The sequence below is a fragment of the Streptomyces sp. NPDC104096 genome, assembly GCF_055584385.1.
Window position 1 is genome coordinate 40,980 of record NZ_JBVJMD010000046.1, and the last position, 17,187, is coordinate 58,166.

Genomic DNA, 17,187 nt, shown 5'->3' on the forward strand with positions numbered 1-17,187 from the left:
CACGACAGCGCGGTTCAAACGTCCGTGAGGGACGCCCGGGCCGTCGGGGTCACCCTCCCCCTCCTTCCCGCTGAGGTGTGACGGTGTACTTCGGGTCCTCGGCGGAGGCGATGCCCGCCGCGAAGATCCCGAAGCGGGTGCAGACCGACCCCGCGAGCAGGGCCAGCCCCGCGGCCGCGGCGACCGGCCGACTGCGGCCGCCGGCCAGTACCGCGGCCGCGCCGCCCGCCAGGGTCAGGGCCCGCGCGGCGCGCATGAGCGTCCCCGCACGGCCTTCGCGCCAGGTCTCGGCGACCATGCCCAGGCGTCGCTCCGCGGCCCGGGACGCCACGGTCTCGGCCACGCAGGCCAGCGCCGCCGCGCAGCGGGCGGGACCGCTCTCGCGCGGTGGCGCGACGATCAGCGCCATTCCCGAGGCGGCGGCCGTCGCGGACGCCGTGAACACGTAGGGAAGTTCCCGGTGGGCGCCGTGCCAGGCGGGGACGGCGGTGTCGGCGGCCAGCACGGCGGTGTACGAGGCCAGCATGGGTCCGAGCAGCGCGGCGGCGCCGGTCGCGGCGCCGCCGGCCCTGGGCAGCCGCCCGGTGACCGCGCTGAGCGCGGCCGCGCCGGCGGCGGGGCCGTACGCGCTGAGCAGCCAGGAGCCCATGCTCATCGGTGAGGTGGGCTTGAACACCCGCAGCATGTTGGCGAACCGGGAGGGTCGGCCCAGGTCGTGGACGAGGGCGGCGGCGGACAGCGAGACGGCGGCGAGCGAGGAGACCTTCATCGCGGTGGCGGTACGGGGGCGTCCGGTCAGCTGGGCCCCGGCGGCGAGCACCGATCCCGCCCCGGCGAGCCCGCCGAGGAAGAAGTATCCGGCGATGTCGCGGGCCTCCCAGGACGGGGCGTGGACGATCGGACGGCCGTAGTAGGAGTCGAAGTCCGCGGGCGGAACCATGAGCTGTTCGCCCCGGCGCTGCCGGGTCCTGGTCATCGTGCCCCCTCGGTCCGTCCGGCCAGCGCGAAGGCGAGTGCGATGCCGCCGGCCAGGGACAGCGCGGCGGCGCCCGCGTGCTTCCACATGGCGGGCAGGTCGCGGGTGGTCACCACGGGGTCGGGCGGCAGTCCGTACACCTCCGGCTTGTCGAGGAGCAGGAAGAACGCTCCGTCGCCCCCGACTCCGTCGTGCGGATCGTGTCCGTAGAGGTGCGCCTCCTCGACGCCCTGCTCGTGCAGTTGGTCCACCCGCAGGGCGGCCCGTTCGCGCAGCTCGTCCAGGGGGCCGAACTGGATGGACTGGGTGGGGCAGGCCTTCGCGCAGGCGGGTTCCTGTCCCGCGCCGAGCCGGTCGTAGCACATGGTGCACTTGAAGGCCCGGCCGTCGTCCTGGCGTTGCTCGATCACCCCGTACGGGCAGGCGGGCACGCAGTAGCCGCAGCCGTTGCAGATGTCCTCCTGGACGACGACGGTGCCGAACTCCGTGCGGAACAGGGAGCCGGTGGGGCAGACGTCCAGACAGGCCGCGTGGGTGCAGTGCTTGCAGACGTCCGAGGACATCAGCCAGCGCATGTCGTCCGGTGTCCCCGGGGGTGCGGAGGTCGTCGGCGCCCCGTCGAGCAGGGTGAGTTCGGTGCGTCCCTCCGGCGCGGGCACCTTCTGCTCGATGAAGGCGACATGGCGCCAGGTGGAGGCGCCGAGCCCCCGTGTGTTGTCGTAGCTCATGCCGCTCAGCGGCAGTCCGTCGTCCGGGATCGCGTTCCACTCCTTGCAGGCCACCTCGCACGCCTTGCAGCCGATGCAGACGGAGGTGTCGGTGAAGAAGCCGACCCGTTCGGGGGGTCGGGGGTGCCCGGCGTCACGGGCGAGGTCCGGCTCGGGGCCGCTCAGCAGGTGCCACTCGCTCATTTCCGGACCTCCGTGCCGGTCGTCCCGGTGATTCCCGCGCGCCGCCGGTACTCGGCGACCAGTTTCGGCAGCTCGGGTCCGCGAGGACGGCGGCCCGGGCGGATGTCGGCCGTGAGCGCCTTGTCCTCCTGGATGTGGGCGTTGGGGTCGAGCGTGATGGCCATGAGTTCGTTGGCCGCGTCTCCGGTGGCGATCCCGTTGGGTCCCCAGTGGAAGGGCAGTCCGATCTGATGGCAGGTCCTGCCGTGCACCGTCAGGGGCTTGAGCCGCTCGGTGACCAGGACGCGTGCCTCGACGGCGTTGCGGGCGGTGATGATCGTCGCCCAGCCGCCGTGCTCCAGGCCGCGCTCGGCGGCCAGTGCCGGGGAGAGCTCGCAGAAGAACTCGGGCTGGAGCTCCGCGAGGTAGGGGGACCAGCGGCTCATGCCGCCGGCGGTGAAGTGCTCGGTGAGCCGGTGGGTGGTGACGATGTACGGGTACACCTCGGTGCCCGGCTCGTCGCCGCTGGGGTGGTAGCGGTTGCCCTCACGCGGCATCAGCTCCCGCACGGGTGAGCGCGGGGTCGACGGATAGAGGGCGTTGTGGAAGGGCGAGTCCTGCGGCTCGTAGTGGGTGGGCAGCGGGCCGTCCTCCAGCCCGGCCGGCGCGTACAGCCAGCCCTTGCCGTCGGCCTGCATGATGAACGGGTCGTCGCCACGCAGTGCGTCGGGCCCGGTGGCGTCCTCCGGCGGTACGTGGCCGGGTGCGCGGTCGGGCACGAAGTCGGGGACGTCGCGGCCGGTCCACCTGCCTTCCGTGCCGTTCCACCACACGTACGCCTTGCGCTCGCTCCAGGGTGTGCCGTCGGGGGCGGCCGAGGCCCGGTTGTAGAGGATGCGGCGGTTGGCGGGCCACGCCCAGGCCCAGTCGGCGGCCACGTAGTCCTGTTCCGTGTGCGGGGTACGGCGGGCGGCGTGGTTGACGCCGTCGGCGTACACCCCGCAGTAGATCCAGCAGCCGCAGCGGGTGGAGCCGTCGTCCTTCAGCTCGGTGTACGCGGAGAGCGGGGCGCCGTCCGGACCGTGGCCGTTGATCTCGGCGAGGACCGCGTCGGCGGCCGGCTCGCGCAGCGGTCCTTCGAGGGGATAGTCCCAGGTGAGGTCCTGGACGGGCCGGTTCATGGGGTCGGTCGAGCCGGCCAGCCGCTCCTTGATGCGACGGCCCAGGTGGTAGGTGAACCACAGGTCGCTGCGGGCGTCCCCGTCCGGTTCCACGGCCGCGTGGTGCCATTGCAGCCATCGGTTGGTGTTGGTGAACGAGCCGGACTTCTCGGTGTGCGCGGCCGCCGGGAAGAAGAAGACCTCGGTGGGGATCGACGCGGTGGTCAGTTCGCCCGTCTCGATCTCCGGTCCGTCCTGCCACCAGGTCGCGGACTCGATCAGGGAGAAGTCCCGGACGACCAGCCACTCAAGGTTGGCCATGCCCAGCCGTTGCAGCCGGGTGTTGGCGGAGCCGACTGCCGGGTTCTCGCCCATCAGGAAGTAGCCCTTGCAGTCGCCGTCGAGCTGCGCCATGACCGTGTCGTAGGTGGCGTGCGAGCCGGTGAGCCGCGGCAGGTGGTCGAAGCAGAAGTCGTTGTCCTCGGTTGCGGCGTCGCCGTAGTACGCCTTGAGGAGGCTGACGCAGTACGCCCGCATGTTGCCCCAGAAGCCCTTGACGGTGCGGCTGGCCTCGACGAACGCGTCCAGGTCCTCGTGCGCGTGGGCGTGCGGCATCGGCAGGTAGCCGGGCAGCAGGTTGTAGAGGGTCGGGATGTCGCTGGAACCCTGGATGGAGGCATGGCCGCGCAGGGCCTGGATGCCGCCGCCGGGCCTGCCGATGTTGCCGAGGAGGAGCTGGAGGACGCTGGCGGCCCGGATGTACTGGGTCCCGTTGGAGTGCTGGGTCCAGCCCACCGCGTACACGAAGGCGCTGGTGCGGTCGCGGCCGCTGTTGGCGGTCAGGGCGTCGCAGACCTTCAGGAAGGTCGCGCGCGGAATTCCGCAGGTCTCCTCGACGAGTTCGGGGGTGTAACGCGCGTAGTGGCGTTTGAGGATCTGGTAGACGCAGCGCGGGTGCCGAAGGGTCTCGTCGCGGGGCGGGCGGCCGCCTGTCCTGGCCCCGCCCGAGCCGTGGCTCTCGGCGCGGCCCGAGCCCTTCGTCTTCTCCTCGTACAGTTCGTCGACGTCGCCGGAGGGCGCCTGGACCTCCACGCCCTCGTACTGCCAGCTCCGCAGGTCGTACCGCCGGCTCTCCGCGTCGAGTCCCGAGAAGACCCCGTCCAGGTCCTCGGTGTCCTGGAAGTCCTCGCCGACGATCGAGGCGGCGTTGGTGTAGGCGAGGACGTACTCCCGGAAGTCCTTCTCCTCGGTGAGCACGTGGTTGATCACCGCGCCGAGGAAGGCGATGTCGCTGCCGGCCCGGATCGGGACGTGCAGGTCGGCCAGGGCGCTGGTGCGCGTGAAGCGCGGGTCGACGTGGATGACGCGGGCGCCGCGCTCCTTGGCCTCCATGACCCACTGGAAGCCGACCGGGTGCGCCTCGGCGAAGTTGGAGCCCTGGATGACGATGCAGTCGGCGTGCTGGAGATCCTGCATGAAGGTGGTGGCGCCGCCCCGGCCGAACGAGGTGCCGAGGCCCGCGACGGTGGAGCTGTGGCAGACCCGTGCCTGGTTCTCCACCTGTACGACGCCGAGCCCGGTGAAGAGCTTCTTGATCAGGTAGTTCTCCTCGTTGTCGAGCGTCGCGCCGCCGAGGCTGGCGATGCCGAGCGTGCGGGCGGTGCGCAGTCCGTCCTTCTCCCACTCCCAGGTGCGGCGGCGCGTCTCGACCACCCGGTCGGCGACCATGTCCATGGCCGTCTCCAGATCGAGCGGCTCCCAGTCGGTCGCGTACGGCCGCCGGTGGAGGACCTGGTGCCGGCGGGCCGATCCTGTCGTCAGCTGGAGGGTGGCCGATCCCTTGGGGCACAGACGGCCCCGGCTGATGGGCGAGGCGGGATCGCCCTCGATCTGGACCACCTTGTCGTCCTTGACGTAGATCTGCTGGCCGCAGCCCACCGCGCAGTAGGGGCAGATGGAGGGAACCACCCGGTCGGCGGTGTCGGTGCGCGGCTCGAGCCGCCGCGTGGGTGCGGACATGGCCGCCCGGCCGCGCCCCAGCCGGTCCGATCCGGTCAGCTGTCGGTATACGGGCCAGTCGCTGACCCAGGTGCGTACGCCCATGACGTGTCCTCTCGGGCAGCCGGACTCCTGCTCTTCACCTCGGACGTGCCACCCGGCGCCGCCGTACGGAACTCCCTCCGCGACCGGGGCGCGGCACCGGCGGTCCGTCGGAGGGCGCTCGCTCACGGGTGATCCCACCTCTGGGCTCAGGGTTGGCGTGAGACCCAGGTACCCCGGCGGGCGTCGGTGAAGCCGACGACCGGAATCCGCCTCGCGCGGCAGGTCAGCCCAGGAAACTCAGCCGTACCCGGCGGTCGGGGTTGTCCCGGTTCGTGTCCACCAGGCACACCGACTGCCAGGTGCCCAGTTCCAGCCGTCCGCCCAGCACCGGCAGGGTCGCGTGGGGCGGGACGATGGCGGGCAGGACGTGGTCGCGGCCGTGGCCGGGGCTGCCGTGGCGGTGCTGCCAGCGGTCGTCGGCGGGCAGCAGGGTGTGCAGGGCGGCGAGGAGGTCGTCGTCGCTGCCCGCGCCGGTCTCGATGACCGCGATTCCGGCGGTGGCGTGCGGGACGAAGATGTTCAGGAGACCGTCGCGGCCGGCGGCCGCCTCCCGCAGGAACGCCTCGCAGTCACGGGTGAGGTCGACGACCCGCTCCGTGGAGCCGGAGGCGACGCGCAGGACTCGGGTGGTGAAGCCGTCTGACATGTCTCCATCCTCGCCCAGGGGAAGATCCGCGACCACACACCCGTTGGTGGAAGCGTGAACAACACACGCGAGGTCGAGGTCGCCGTCGTCGGCGCGGGCCAGGCGGGGCTGTCCAGTGCCTATCACCTGCGGCGCGCCGGTTTCCGTCCCGATCACGACTTCGTGGTCCTCGACCACTCCCCCGGCCCGGGCGGGGCCTGGCAGTTCCGGTGGCCCTCGCTGACGTACGGCAAGGTGCACGGCATGCACGCGCTGCCGGGGATGGAACTGACGGACGCCGACTCCGCGCGCCCCTCCTCCGAGGTGATCAGCGCGTACTTCGACCGCTACGAGCAGGCCTTCGACCTGCGGGTCCGACGTCCGGTGGAGGTGCGGGCGGTGCGCGAGGGCCACGGCGGCCGGCTGCTCGTGGAGACGTCCGACGGGGTGTGGTCGACGCGCGCGCTGATCAACGCGACCGGCACCTGGGACCGGCCGTTCCGGCCGCGCCTTCCCGGTCAGGAGACCTTTCTCGGACGGCAGCTGCACACCGCGCGCTACCCCGGGCCCGAGGCTTTCGCGGGGCTGCGGGTGGTCGTGGTGGGCGGCGGGGCGTCCGGCACCCAGCATCTGCTGGAGCTCGCCCCGTACGCGGCGGCCACCACCTGGGTCACCAGGCGGCCGCCCGTCTTCCGCGAGGGCCCCTTCGACGAGGAGGCGGGCCGCGCGGCGGTCGCGCTCGTGGAGGAGCGGGTGCGGCGCGGGCTGCCGCCGAGGAGCGTCGTCTCCGTCACCGGGCTGCCCCTGAACGACGCGATCCGGCGGGGTCTGGCGGACGGCGTCCTGGACCGGCTGCCGATGTTCGACCGGATCACCCCGGACGGCGTGGAGTGGAAGGACGGACGGCACGTGGCCGCCGACGTCATCCTGTGGGCGACCGGCTTCCGGCCCGCCGTCGGCCATCTGGCACCGTTGCGGCTGCGCGAGCCGGGCGGCGGAATCCGGTTGGACGGGACCCGCGCGGTCGCCGACCCGCGCGTCCATCTGGTCGGCTACGGCCCGTCGGCGAGCACCATCGGCGCCAACCGGGCCGGACGGGCGGCGGTACGGGACATCAGGCGTCTGCTCGCCGGCGAGGCCCTCGCCGCCTGACGTCCCGACCGCTCATTTCGTGGTCGTGGGCGCCGGACTCGCGCTCTTCTGCTGCGCGGTGTTGAACTCGGCGACGTTGCGCAGGTGCTGCTGGTAGTCGGCCGTGAACCGGGTGTCACCCGGCTTGACGGTCACGAAGTACAGCCAGTCGCCCGGCGGCGGGTTGATCGCGGCCTTCATCGCCTCCTCGCCGGGGTTGTCGATCGGCGTCGGCGGCAGACCCATCCGCTGGTACGAGTTGTAGGGGCTGTCGATCCGGGTGTCGTCGGCCGTCGTACGCAGGGTGGAGCGGTTGAGCGCGTAGTTGATCGTGGAGTCCATCTGGAGCGGCATCCCGCGCTCCAGCCGGTTGAAGACGACCCGGGCCACCTTTCCCATGTCGGACCTCGTCGCGGACTCGGCCTGGACGATGCTGGCGATGGTGACCGCCTGGTAGAGGTTCATCGCGTTGTGCTGCGCACCGGCGGCGATGGGCGCCTTGTTGAACGTGCGGTTCGCGTTGTCGACCATGGCCGCCAGCACCATCTGCGGCGTGGCCTTCCCGGTCAGCGCGTACGTCGCCGGGAACAGGTATCCCTCGGGGTTGCCCTCGGCGTCGCCGGGCAGCTTGAGGTGGGCCTTCGTCAGGGACTGCCGGGTGGTGCCGGCGGACAGGGCGAGGGCCTTGTCCACCGCGTCGTAGACCTGGCCGGCCCGCCAGCCCTCCGGGATCACCAGCGAGGCGGGCCGGGCGGGCCCGGCGGGCGTGTCGTGACCCAGCTTCAGCAGCGGCACCGCCACGGCGATGCCGGCCACGACGGCCCCGGTCGCGACGAGGGTGATCCGGCCCCGGCGCGTCAGTCGAATCGATCTCCGTGGCGGAGTGTTCATCTGCATGGGGGCACGGTAACCCGCAAAACCCAGCGAACCTGGCATATCGTCAGCTTGTCGGCTCCAGTTGGGCGTCCCGGCGCACGAGCGCGGCATACCGCCCGTCCCGCGCCAACAACTCCTCGTGCGTGCCTCGTTCGACGACGCGCCCGCGGTCCAGGACCGCGATCTGGTCGGCGCTCCGGACGGTGGACAGCCGGTGCGCGATCGTGAGGGTCGTGCGGTCGGCGGACAGCGCGTCGATGGCTTCCTGGACGGCGTGTTCGGTGCGGGTGTCCAGGGCGCTGGTCGCCTCGTCGAGGATGAGCACCGGCGGATCCCGCAGGATGGTCCGGGCGATGGCCAGGCGCTGCTTCTCGCCGCCCGAGAAGCGGTGGCCGCGTTCGCCGACGACGGTGTCGTAGCCGTCCGGCAGGGACACGATGTGGTCGTGGATCTGGGCCGCCCGGGCCGCCGCGTACAACTCCTCGTCGGTGGCCTCCGGCTTGGCGAAGCGCAGGTTCTCGGCCACCGAGGCGTGGAAGAGGTACGTCTCCTGCGAGACGACGCCGACCGCGCGGGCCAGGGTGTCGAAGTCGAGGTCACGGACGTCGACGCCGTCGAGGGTGACCCGGCCGCCCGTGACGTCGTACAGGCGCGGCACCAGGTAGCCGAGCGTGGACTTGCCGGCTCCGGTGGCGCCGACGAGCGCGAGGCCGCTGCCCGCGGGGACGGTGATGTCGATGCCGTCGAGGACCGGGCCGCCCTTGCCGTCGTAGCCGAAGGTGACGTCCTCGAAGCGGACCTCGCCCTTGACGCGGTCGAGGTGTACGGGCTCCGCGCGCTCGGTGATGTCGACGGGCAGGTCGAGGTACTCGAAGATGCGCTGGAACAGGGCGAGCGAGGTCTGGATCTGGACGCCGGTCGCCAGCAGGCTCACGGCCGGGCGGAACAGGCCCTGCTGGAGCGAGACGAAGGCGACGAGGGTACCGATCGAGACGCCGGGTCCGCCCGTCTGGAGGGCGAGGCCCGCGGTCCAGTAGATGACGGCCGGCATGGCGGCCATCACGATCGTGATCACGGCCATCCGCCAGCGGCCCGCCATGCTCGCGCGCACCTCGAGGTCGACCAGCTGCTCGGACTCCTCGGCGAACGACCGGGTGAGCGAGTCGGAGCGGCCCATGGTGCGGCCGAGCAGGATGCCGCTGACGGAGAGCGACTCGGTGACGGTCGCCGCCATCGCCGCCATCTGCTTCTGGCGCTGGGTGGTGATCTTCTTGCGCTCGTTGCCCACGCGGCGACTGATCCAGACGAAGACCGGCAGCAGGAGCAGCGAGACGACGGTCAGGCGCCAGTCGAGGGCGATCATCGCGACGATCGTGGCGACCACGCTGGTGAGGTTGGAGACCAGGGAGGTCGCGGTGGAGGTGACGGTGGCCTGCATGCCGCCGATGTCGTTGGCGATGCGGGACTGCACCTCGCCGGTGCGGGTCCGGGTGAAGAAGGCCAGCGACATGCGCTGGAGCCGGCCGTAGACGGCGGTGCGCAGATCGTGCATGACGCGCTGGCCGACGGTCGTGGAGATCAGCGTCTGGAGTACGCCGAAGACGCTGTTCAGGACGGCGCTGAGGATCATGCCGAGGGCCAGGAGGCTCAGCAGACCGGTGCGCCCCTGGGGGATCGCGACGTCCAGCGTCTCCTTCAGCAGGAACGGGGTGGCCACGGACACCAGGGACGAGGCGCCGACCAGCAGGCCGACGACCGCGAGCCGGGCGCGGTAGGGCTTGAACAGGGAGAGGATGCGGCGCACCTGGCGGGGCTGGTCCGTCGAGGTGCCGGGAGAGGGGGTCCATTCGATGTGATCGCGGGGCATGGCTCCTACGGAGGGTGAGATGGTGAGGATTCAGGGAGCATAGCTCATTGTTACCTATACTCACAATGAACCTGGTCCTGATATTGTTCCCCCATGACCAGCCCCGATCCCGACGGCCTGCTCGCCGAGCAACTCCTGCGGCTCACGCGCCGGGTGCACCGCATCCAGAAGCACCACCTCCAGCAGCGCGGCCTGGGCGTGACACCGGCCCAGGCCCGGCTGCTGCGCACCCTGGCGCACTGCGACACCTCGCCCCGGATGGCCGACCTGGCCGAACGGCTGGAGGTGGTGCCCCGGGCCGTGACGACCCTGGTCGACGGACTGGAGGCGAGCGGCAAGGTGCGCCGGGTCCCCGACCCGACCAACCGCCGCGTGATCCGCGTCGAACTCACCGACGACGGCCAGGAGGCGCTGCGCGAACTGCGCGGGGCGCGCGTGTCCGCCGCGCAGGAGATCCTCGCGCCGCTGACGGGCGCCCAGCGCGAGGCGCTCGGGAGCCTGCTGGACACACTGGTGGACGGGCCGCCGGCGCGGGAGCGCGACTGCTGAACGGCGGGTCCCGGTGCCGCGTCAGCCGAGGTGCGCCCTGTCGCCCATCACCACCACGGGGTGCCCCTCCGGGGCGAGCGTGCGCAGCAGGTACTCCATCGCCGCTCCGGACAGGCCGACACAGGCCGACGTACCGCTGCCGTGGTCCAGGTGCAGCCAGATACCGCCTCCCCTGGAACCGCCCTCGGGGCGGGTCGGGTCGTTCGGCGGGGTGCCCTTGACGCGGTTGTAGTCGATGGCGATGACGTAGTCGAAGTCGTGCCAGTGCGACCTGGCCCACCAGCGCGGAGCCGCGAAGCCCGCGGATCTCGTGTACGGGAGCCGGGTACCGGGGTCGGCGAGGACACCGCCGGCGTCGGTGAGCGTGAACACGCCCACGGGGCTGCGCCCGTCCCCCTCGTGGTGGTCGGTGGTCCAGCCCTTCTTCCCGTTGTGCGCGGGCCAGTCGCGGATGCGCTCCCAGACGGAGCCGCGCCGGGTGTACAGCACGACCGTGGCACCGGCCGAGTCCCTGCCGTCCCCGTAGACGACCACCACCTGGCGGGAGTCGGCGGGGATCCGCCGCCGAAGACGCTCACCGACGCCCGGGATACGGGTCGGATCCACGGGCCTCGCACGGGGGCGCTCCGGGCGGGTGCGGCCCGGACGGGCGGGGTCCGGGTCCGGGTGGGTGCGGCCCGGGTCTGCGGGGGTGCGGTCCGCGCCCGCGGCGGATCCCGCGCCCCCGCCGCTCCCCCGATCCGGGCCGTCGCATCCGGACAGGGTCAGCAGGCCCGTGAGGGTCGCGAGCACCGGCAGGACCGACAGGGTCGACAGGGCCGTGCGGGTCACCCGGGCCGTGCCGGTCCTCACGGCCGTCGAGGGGAGCGCGGGTCGCCGTCGCGGTTCCCGCGCGTCGTGCGCCGCCACTCCCGCATCACCCCACCCTCGTAGAACTTTCCGGACATTCAACCAGAGTTGGTGACATCCAGATGATGTCGGACCACTCCGGATCGCGCGGACCGGGCAGCCTGAACCGTTCGGCGCCCCGGAAAAACAGGTTGATTTTGACCACGCTCCGACGCGAACCTTTCACGGTTTGTTGCCGCGTCTCGCGGCTCCGCCCTTCCCTGCCCTCCGTCCCCTCTCCCCGCCCGCCCCCTGACACGAGCCACTTGGACGTCATGCAGATTCAAGACCTTCCGTATCCCGACCCGGGCGTGCCCGACGTACGTTCGGGCCCCCGGTTCCTGTGGTGGCTCGGCCGGAACCAGCTGGGCGGTCAGATCCGGTCGCTGGCCTGGGGCCTGCTGCACTTCACGGCCGTCTCCGCCCAGCCCTTCTGCGTCGGCTACGCCGTCCAGGCCGTCGTCGACCGCTCCGGCACCCGACTGGCCCTCTCCGGCGGCCTGATGGCCCTGTGCTGCGTGGGCATCGCCGTCGGCGACACCTTCCTGCACCGGGCCGCGGTCACCAACTGGATCACGGCGGCGGCCCGCGTGCAGCAGCTGCTGGCCCGCAGGGCCGCGCAGTTGGGTTCCGCGCTGACCCGCCGGGTCGCCGCCGGCGAGGTGGTGGCGGTCTCCACGGGCGACGTCGAGAAGATCGGCTGGTTCGTGGAGGCCGTCTCCCGCTTCACCGCCGCCGCGCTGACCGTCGTCCTGGTCTGCGTGGGGCTGGTCGTCTACCAGCCCGCGCTCGGCCTGGTCGTCGCCGTGGGACTGCCCGTACTGGCCCTCGCCGCGCTGCCGTTGCTGCCGCGCGCGACCAGACGGGCCGACCTCCAGCGCCAGAAGGCCGGACGCGCCACCGAGCTGGCCTCGGACACCGTCGCCGGTCTGCGCGTGCTGCGCGGCATCGGCGGCGAGGACCTGTTCCTCGACCGCTACCGCCGCGCCTCCCAGGAGGTCCGGCACGCCGCCGTGCGCAGCGCCCGGATGTGGTCCCTGATCTCGGCGATCCAGGTCCTGCTGCCCGGCCTGCTGCTGATCGCGGTCGTCTGGTACGGCGTCCACCTGGCCCGCGAGGGCCGGATCTCCGTCGGCGAACTCGTCACGGTCTACAGCTCGGTCATGGTGCTCACCTACCCTCTGCGTCACTTCGAGGAGATCGCCATGGCGTACTCCTTCTCGCGGCCCTCGGCCCGGCGGGCCGCGGGCGTGCTGTCGCTGGAGCGCTCCACCGACACCGGGGGCTCGCGCCCGGCCGACGTCCCGTCAGGAGACCTGTACGACCCGGACACCGGACTGTTCGCCCCCGTCGGCAGGCTCACCGCGGTGGTCTGCGGCGACCCGGACGCGGCGGGACGGCTCGCCGATCGGCTAGGCGGTCATCCGGCGGAAGCCGGCAACACCTCCGTGCTGCTCGGCGGCGTACCGCTGGACGAACTGCCCCTCGACACGGCGCGGACGGCCGTCCTCGTCCAGGACAAGGACCCCGTGCTGCTCTCCGGCACGCTGCGCGAACTGCTCGACGTCCCCGCCTCCGGTGACGTCGATCCGCGGGCGGCCCTGGCGGCCGCACAGTGCGGGGACGTCCTGGAGGCGCTCGTGCAGGGCTCGCTCGACGCCGAGGACCCGCTGGACGCCCGCGTCACCGAGCGCGGACGTTCCCTCTCGGGCGGCCAGCGCCAGCGGCTCGCGCTGGCCCGGTCGCTGATCACGGACCCGGAGGTGCTCGTCCTGGACGAGCCGACCTCCGCCGTCGACTCGCACACCGAGGCGCGGATCGCGGAGGGCGTCAGCCGGCTGCGAGCGGGCCGCACGACGGTGGTCCTGACCTCCTCACCGCTGCTCCTGGACCGCGCCGACCGGGTCGTCCTGGTGCACGAGGGCGAAGTCGCCGCGGTCGGCGAGCACCGGGAGCTGGTGCTCACGGAGCCCCGGTACCGGGCTGTGGTCACACGGGAGACACACGACGAGCCCGTCTTCGCCACCGGTCCGGAGACGCCCTCGGAGACCCCACCGTCCGGACCGGCCGCACCGACCGTGCCGGCCGCGCCGACCACACCGGCCGGGACCGCCGGGACCGATGACGACGGCGCCTTCCGGGGCGCCCTGGAAGAGATCGAGGAGACCGCATGATCGGCGTGGCGCCACCGGCCTACGACCCGGCGGCCCCGACGACGGCGAGCACCCTGCCCGTCGGCGCCCCGGCGACCGTACGCGCCTACGTGGCCGAACTGTTCCGCCGCCACCGCCCTGCCTTCCTGATGCTCATCGCGGTCAACACGGTCGCGGTGATCACCTCGATGGTCGGTCCCTGGCTGCTGGGCGGCCTGGTCGAGCGCGTGTCGGACCACGCGCGGGAACTCCATCTGGAGCGCACCGCCGCCCTGTTCGTGATCGCCCTGGTCGTCCAGGCCGTGTTCGTGCGGCAGGTTCGGCTGCGGGGCGCGGTGCTCGGCGAACGGATGCTGGCAGACCTGCGCGAGGACTTCCTCGTGCGGTCGGTGGGCCTGCCGCCGGGCGTCCTGGAGCGGGCGGGCACGGGCGATCTGCTCTCCCGGATCACCACGGACATCGACCGGCTGGGCAACGCCATGCGCGAGGCGGTGCCGCAGCTCGCGATCGGCGTGATGTGGACGGTGCTGCTGCTCGGCGGACTCGTCGTCACCGCGCCGCCGCTGGCCCCGGCCGTGCTGCTCGCCGCGCCGGTGCTGATCGTCGGCTGCCGCTGGTACTTCCGACGAGCACCCTCCGGATACCGTTCCGAGGCCGCCGGATACGCCGCCGTCGCCGCCGCTCTCGCCGAGACCGTGGACGCCGGGCGCACCGTCGAGGCGCACCGGCTCGGCGCCCGCCGCGTCGAGCAGTCGGACCAACGCATCAGTTCGTGGACACAATGGGAGCGCTACACGCTCTGGCTGCGGTCCGTGCTCTTCCCGGTCGTCAACGTCACGCACGCGACCGTGATCGCCTCCGTCGTGCTGATCGGCGGGGTGTTCGTCCTCCAGGGCTGGATCGGGATCGGCCAGATGACCACGAGCGCCTTGATCGCGCAGATGCTGGTCGACCCGGTCAACCTGATCCTGCGCTGGTACGACGAGTTGCAGGTGGCCCAGGTGTCGCTCGCGCGGCTGGTCGGAGTACGGGACATCGAGCCCGACGCCGCGGACGAGTCGGTGTCCCCCGACGGGCGCGACGTCCACGCGGACCGGGTGCACTTCGGCTACCGCGCGGGGGTGGACGTCCTGCGCGAGGTCTCGCTCGCGGTCGCGCCCGGCACCCGGCTGGCGCTGGTCGGCCCCTCCGGCGCGGGCAAGTCCACCCTGGGCAGGCTGCTCGCCGGCATCTACGCGCCCCGGGCGGGCCGCATCGCCCTCGGGGGCGCCGAGCTGTCCCGGATGCCTGCCGAGCGGGTCCGCTCGCACGTGGCCCTGGTCAACCAGGAACACCATGTGTTCGTGGGCTCCCTGCGTGACAACCTGCTGCTCGCCCGGACCCACGCGGTGGACGCCGAGCTGTGGGCCGCGCTCGGCGCCGTCGACGCGGACGGCTGGGCGCGCGCCCTCGCCGACGGTCTGGACACCGAGGTCGGCTCGGGCGGCCTCGCGCTCACCCCGGCCCAGGCCCAGCAGATCGCGCTGGCCCGGCTGGTGCTGGCCGACCCGCACACCCTGGTCCTGGACGAGGCGACCTCGCTGCTCGACCCGCGGGCGGCACGTCACCTGGAGCGCTCCCTGGCCCGCGTGCTCGACGGCCGTACGGTGATCGCCATCGCCCACCGTCTGCACACCGCCCACGACGCGGATGTCATCGCGGTCGTGGAGAACGGTCGCATCAGTGAGCTGGGCAGCCATGACGAGCTGGTCGCGGCGGACGGCGCGTACGCGGCCCTGTGGCGGTCCTGGCACGGCTGAGGGAGCCGCCGGCGCCGGACGGGCACGGCTGTGTCGGCGCGCCGCGGAGCTGCCCCGGCCTCGGCTTCGGGGCCGCCGGGCGGGTCCGGCAGGGCCGGCCTCGGCGGCCGCGGGGCTTGTCCCCCGCGCGCGGGAAGGCGGGACCCCGTAGGGCGGCCGGGCTCCCGGGGACTCCCGCAGGGGCGTCGGCGAGGGCGCTCGGGGCGGTCCGGGAGGGCCGCGCGCGTGCCGACGGTGGGCGGCTCCTCGCGCTCTGGCGTTGCGCAGTCCCGAACCCGGGTGGAACGCTGGAAAGCGGCACAGGTTCCGGAAGCACCCGGGAATCCTTCGGTGCGTGCCGCGCGCAGCCTGCGCCCCGTGCGGCGGCGGCCGATCGCCGACCGCGGTACGAGCGGGCCCGTTCCCACGACCTGGAGGTACCCGTGAACAGCGCCGACGGATGGGGAGACGACGTCTACCAGCCCGACGGATCCGATGTCCAGGCCGACACGGGGCTCCTCGACGTGGAAGACACCCTGGAGAACGACGGCGTCGGTGATCCTCTCGACCGGGGCTGGTCCCCTCCCGAGCGGCCGTGGGCGGTGGAGCGCTCCGACGTCACCGCCGCGGAGCGGCACCGCGGCGAGACGCTGGACCAGCGCCTGGCGGAGGAGATGCCGGATCTCGACGTCCCCGACAGCGACGGCATCGGCGACTGCGAGGGCACCGACGGCGAAGTCCTCGACAACGAGGTGGGCGCCCTGCGCTCCGGCAGGCTCGTGGCCCCCGACGAGGGGACGCACGAGGACGAGGAGAGCGCCCTGGTCGCCACGGACGTCGGCATCGACGGTGCGGCGGCCTCCGCGGAGGAGGCCGCGATGCACATCGTCGACGAGGACAGCCTGTCCGGCTGAGTCCGCCGCCCCCGGCCCGCCGGGTCCGGTACGCCGGCAGGAGGAACATCCATGCAGCAGGCAGAGCAGCCCGAGTACCGCCCTGTGGTCTTCCGCGACCGCGCCGCCGGGTACGCGTTCCTCACCCGGTCGACCGCGAGGAGCGACCAGACCGTGGAGTGGGACGACGGGAAGACCTACCCGGTCGTGGACGTGGAGATCTCCTCGGAGAGCCACCCGTTCTACACCGGCAAGGCCCGCACGGTGGACGCCGAGGGCCGCGTCGCCCGGTTCGAGCGTCGCTACGGCGGTGAGGACGGTGAGGACGGGCAGGGTGCCGACGGAGGCGGGGCGGCCTGAGCCGCCACCGGCGCGGGCCGACACCGCCCGACGGGCGCGACCCCCCGGACGGACGTGCCGCCCGGGGCGTACGTGCCGCCTCAGATGTAGTTGAGCGCCGCCGCGCCGCACACCCCGCCGAGCACCATGAACACGGGCATCAGCACCTTGAGCTCGACCCAGCTGCCGGCCCGGAAGCGCATCGCCTTCGGGGTACCGAGGGGGTACCAGCGCTTGCGGCCCAGCGGGATCGGCCAGAGTATCGGGCAGCCCGAGACGGTCAGGGCGTCCCCGATGTCGTGCACCAGGGCGCCGAGGACGATCGGCAGGCCCAGCCACAGATACTCCTGGCCGGGTGCCGTGAACAGCCAGTCCGAGCCGTTGCCGGGCTTGTCCAGCACCCCGGCGATGATCCACGCGGTGGTCGCCGCCAGCAGCCACACCAGGACGTCGCTGCTGGAGCCGCGGGCGGCCCGCCACAGCAGGCCCTCGATGGCCAGCACCATGTGCACGAAGAGGATCGCCAGCACCGCCCAGCGGCCGCCGGCGATCGCCACCGCCGAGGTGCCCGCGCCGATCATGACCGCCCACAGCCAGGTATGGGTGAGCGTGCGGTGTCCGCCGGAGCGGCGCGGGTCGCCCGGCTTCCTGGTGGACTTGTAGGCGGCGTACGAGAGCCTGTCGACGATCTCGCAGAGCCAGCGCGAGACCGGGCCGAAGGCGCGGGAGATGGTGGCGGCCTTGTGGTCGAGGTCCGGAGCGAGAGCGGCACCGGCGCAGATCAGAGCACCGGCCACCACGACGGGCCAGGGCATGGGATGCCCGGCCGCGGCGGTCGCCGCCCCTACGCCGAGCCAGGCGGCGGCGCCCGACAGTGAGTGTGCTGGTCCCATCATGGCCGTTGCCCGCCCTATTCCTCGTGTGCCGCTGTCCAGTTGACCGGGTGCGTTGACGCTCCG

14 protein-coding genes are annotated in these 17,187 nt (G+C 72.7%); 6 read left to right on the forward strand and 8 right to left on the reverse strand.

The window, feature by feature from the left end; genetic code table 11:
* Positions 1–49: 49 nt before the first annotated feature.
* From nrfD to ACZ60B_RS32835, 4 genes are all read right to left on the reverse strand, one after another.
* Positions 50–976 carry an NrfD/PsrC family molybdoenzyme membrane anchor subunit gene (gene nrfD / locus ACZ60B_RS32820; RefSeq protein WP_469393489.1) on the reverse strand — a complete coding sequence of 309 codons (927 nt, stop codon included), beginning with the start codon at positions 974–976 and terminating at the stop codon, positions 50–52.
* A complete protein-coding gene (locus ACZ60B_RS32825; protein ID WP_469393491.1) occupies positions 973–1,887 on the reverse strand; it encodes a 4Fe-4S dicluster domain-containing protein in 915 nt (304 codons plus the stop codon). The genes nrfD and ACZ60B_RS32825 overlap by 4 nt, the downstream gene beginning before the upstream one ends.
* Positions 1,884–5,129 (reverse strand): formate dehydrogenase, encoded by a 3,246-nt coding sequence (gene fdh, locus ACZ60B_RS32830; RefSeq protein WP_469393493.1) that lies wholly within the window; start codon positions 5,127–5,129, stop codon positions 1,884–1,886. Before fdh ends, ACZ60B_RS32825 begins: the two co-directional genes overlap by 4 nt.
* 223 nt (positions 5,130–5,352) lie before the next feature.
* Positions 5,353–5,775 (reverse strand): YjbQ family protein, encoded by a 423-nt coding sequence (locus tag ACZ60B_RS32835; RefSeq protein ID WP_469393495.1) that lies wholly within the window; start codon positions 5,773–5,775, stop codon positions 5,353–5,355.
* A gap of 54 nt (positions 5,776–5,829) precedes the next feature.
* On the opposite strand from ACZ60B_RS32835, the gene ACZ60B_RS32840 reads away from it, so the two are divergent.
* Positions 5,830–6,906, forward strand: a complete 1,077-nt coding sequence (locus tag ACZ60B_RS32840) for an NAD(P)-binding domain-containing protein (protein ID WP_469393497.1) — start codon at positions 5,830–5,832, stop codon at positions 6,904–6,906.
* A 12-nt stretch (positions 6,907–6,918) separates the two neighbouring features.
* On the opposite strand, the gene mltG is transcribed toward ACZ60B_RS32840, so the two are convergent.
* Both mltG and ACZ60B_RS32850 read right to left on the reverse strand, forming a co-directional pair.
* Positions 6,919–7,782 carry an endolytic transglycosylase MltG gene (mltG, locus tag ACZ60B_RS32845; RefSeq protein ID WP_469393499.1) on the reverse strand — a complete coding sequence of 288 codons (864 nt, stop codon included), beginning with the start codon at positions 7,780–7,782 and terminating at the stop codon, positions 6,919–6,921.
* Positions 7,783–7,825: 43 nt separating this feature from the next.
* Complete coding sequence (locus tag ACZ60B_RS32850) at positions 7,826–9,628, reverse strand: ABC transporter ATP-binding protein (RefSeq protein ID WP_469393501.1); 1,803 nt, start codon at positions 9,626–9,628, stop codon at positions 7,826–7,828.
* 93 nt (positions 9,629–9,721) lie between these two features.
* Here ACZ60B_RS32850 and ACZ60B_RS32855 point away from each other — a divergent pair, with 93 nt between their 5' ends.
* Positions 9,722–10,177, forward strand: a complete 456-nt coding sequence (locus tag ACZ60B_RS32855) for a MarR family winged helix-turn-helix transcriptional regulator (RefSeq protein ID WP_469393503.1) — start codon at positions 9,722–9,724, stop codon at positions 10,175–10,177.
* A gap of 21 nt (positions 10,178–10,198) precedes the next feature.
* Here ACZ60B_RS32855 and ACZ60B_RS32860 read toward each other — a convergent pair whose 3' ends face one another.
* Complete coding sequence (locus tag ACZ60B_RS32860) at positions 10,199–11,029, reverse strand: hypothetical protein (RefSeq protein WP_469393506.1); 831 nt, start codon at positions 11,027–11,029, stop codon at positions 10,199–10,201.
* 311 nt (positions 11,030–11,340) lie between these two features.
* On the opposite strand from ACZ60B_RS32860, the gene ACZ60B_RS32865 reads away from it, so the two are divergent.
* The 4 genes from ACZ60B_RS32865 to ACZ60B_RS32880 all read left to right on the forward strand — a co-directional run bounded on the left by ACZ60B_RS32865 (position 11,341) and on the right by ACZ60B_RS32880 (position 16,249).
* Positions 11,341–13,239, forward strand: coding sequence for an ABC transporter ATP-binding protein (locus ACZ60B_RS32865; RefSeq protein WP_469393508.1), 1,899 nt, complete (start codon positions 11,341–11,343; stop codon positions 13,237–13,239).
* On the forward strand, positions 13,236–15,017 hold the full coding sequence (locus tag ACZ60B_RS32870) for an ABC transporter ATP-binding protein (protein ID WP_469393510.1): 1,782 nt from the start codon (positions 13,236–13,238) through the stop codon (positions 15,015–15,017). Before ACZ60B_RS32865 ends, ACZ60B_RS32870 begins: the two co-directional genes overlap by 4 nt.
* A 422-nt stretch (positions 15,018–15,439) precedes the next feature.
* Complete coding sequence (locus ACZ60B_RS32875; RefSeq protein ID WP_469393512.1) at positions 15,440–15,910, forward strand: DUF5709 domain-containing protein; 471 nt, start codon at positions 15,440–15,442, stop codon at positions 15,908–15,910.
* Between the two features lie 51 nt (positions 15,911–15,961).
* Positions 15,962–16,249, forward strand: coding sequence for a type B 50S ribosomal protein L31 (locus ACZ60B_RS32880; RefSeq protein WP_469393514.1), 288 nt, complete (start codon positions 15,962–15,964; stop codon positions 16,247–16,249).
* Positions 16,250–16,329: 80 nt separating this feature from the next.
* On the opposite strand, the gene ACZ60B_RS32885 is transcribed toward ACZ60B_RS32880, so the two are convergent.
* Positions 16,330–17,124 carry a metal-dependent hydrolase gene (locus tag ACZ60B_RS32885; RefSeq protein WP_469393516.1) on the reverse strand — a complete coding sequence of 265 codons (795 nt, stop codon included), beginning with the start codon at positions 17,122–17,124 and terminating at the stop codon, positions 16,330–16,332.
* Positions 17,125–17,187 lie beyond the last annotated feature (63 nt).

Bases quoted from the DNA above. Each gene is read 5' to 3' on its own strand.
- nrfD (WP_469393489.1), bottom strand. From the start codon at position 976: ATGACCAGGACCCGGCAGCGCCGGGGCGAACAGCTCATGGTTCCGCCC.
- ACZ60B_RS32825 (WP_469393491.1), bottom strand. From the start codon at position 1,887: ATGAGCGAGTGGCACCTGCTGAGCGGCCCCGAGCCGGACCTCGCCCGT.
- fdh (WP_469393493.1), bottom strand. From the start codon at position 5,129: ATGGGCGTACGCACCTGGGTCAGCGACTGGCCCGTATACCGACAGCTG.
- ACZ60B_RS32835 (WP_469393495.1), bottom strand. From the start codon at position 5,775: ATGTCAGACGGCTTCACCACCCGAGTCCTGCGCGTCGCCTCCGGCTCC.
- mltG (WP_469393499.1), bottom strand. From the start codon at position 7,782: ATGCAGATGAACACTCCGCCACGGAGATCGATTCGACTGACGCGCCGG.
- ACZ60B_RS32850 (WP_469393501.1), bottom strand. From the start codon at position 9,628: ATGCCCCGCGATCACATCGAATGGACCCCCTCTCCCGGCACCTCGACG.
- ACZ60B_RS32855 (WP_469393503.1), top strand. From the start codon at position 9,722: ATGACCAGCCCCGATCCCGACGGCCTGCTCGCCGAGCAACTCCTGCGG.
- ACZ60B_RS32865 (WP_469393508.1), top strand. From the start codon at position 11,341: ATGCAGATTCAAGACCTTCCGTATCCCGACCCGGGCGTGCCCGACGTA.
- ACZ60B_RS32870 (WP_469393510.1), top strand. From the start codon at position 13,236: ATGATCGGCGTGGCGCCACCGGCCTACGACCCGGCGGCCCCGACGACG.
- ACZ60B_RS32880 (WP_469393514.1), top strand. From the start codon at position 15,962: ATGCAGCAGGCAGAGCAGCCCGAGTACCGCCCTGTGGTCTTCCGCGAC.
- ACZ60B_RS32885 (WP_469393516.1), bottom strand. From the start codon at position 17,124: ATGATGGGACCAGCACACTCACTGTCGGGCGCCGCCGCCTGGCTCGGC.